At 45.5% G+C, this 917-nt stretch carries 1 protein-coding gene; it reads right to left on the bottom strand.

What is annotated here, in order from left to right; translation table 11 throughout:
• Positions 1–51 precede the first annotated feature (51 nt).
• Positions 52–666 (bottom strand): hypothetical protein, encoded by a 615-nt coding sequence (locus IOQ59_RS21045; protein ID WP_371871909.1) that lies wholly within the window; start codon positions 664–666, stop codon positions 52–54.
• Positions 667–917 lie beyond the last annotated feature (251 nt).

Below are 917 nucleotides of genomic sequence, written 5' to 3'. Positions count from 1 at the left end.
TTTATGATCGAATTTGAAGACCGCTTGGCGGATTACATTTAACCCTGGCAGTTACACAGAATTATTTACAGGGTCTTCGGTAATGATGCTGATGCAAGAAGAGTCGATATCTGCATCGTAATAGGCCATACCCAGTTTATCCAGATATTCCATGCGATCTGCTTTTCGCAATTCTATTTCTGGCGCATTAAAACCATTCGCCTGATAAACACCAGCCAAATGCGCCATGAATGCTTCACCCTCTTGTACTAAAAGCAGGCTTGCCGCACCTACATCGGGTTTTACCTGATTATTTAAATCTTCAGGAAGTATTACTGCGAACACGACCGGCTGCTCATCGCCTTCAATGCGTACACTGCGATCTCTAACAGTCTGGCTTGCCCAGTAATATGCGAGCTCTTTACTCTGCGTCAGGAATACCGGTTCAATCGTTTCTGTATAGTGATTTCCGATTGTTGCCATGGTCTGTTTGGCCGCTGCCTTGAGAGCTTTATCACCGGAGCGATTTAAACCCTGCTCGTTGATTGAGTCGACCAGTGCTGATGAGGTCCCGTGATACCAGGTGTTGCTGGTAGCGAAGCCTTGTTCGGTTAACAGATCTTTGGCATCTTGAAGAAAAGCAGGTGTATCAGTCATATCTAAATCACTTAAATCAGTTGCAGTCACAAGCGGGTGGTAATTCTAACCTAAAAAACCAGTCGATTCTTTTATAGATTCCTCAATACACACCGCATATCTGAACGTTACAAAGGTGTCTCTATATCAGGTATCGGCGTGTGCCGATGACTGATCAGATACAAAAAAGGCAGCCGTTTGGCTGCCTTTTTTACCGAGCTAGCCCTTAGCTGAACTGGTTAGAGGTGTTTTTCGCACCGCCAGCTTTCAGCGCGTTCTCGCCTGCGAAGTATTCTTTGTGG

The organism is Pontibacterium sinense (genome assembly GCF_015209595.1).
Lineage (GTDB): Bacteria > Pseudomonadota > Gammaproteobacteria > Pseudomonadales > Balneatricaceae > Pontibacterium > Pontibacterium sinense.
The sequence above is the reverse complement of the archived record's forward strand: the minus strand, read 5'-3'. Positions and strand labels throughout refer to the sequence as shown.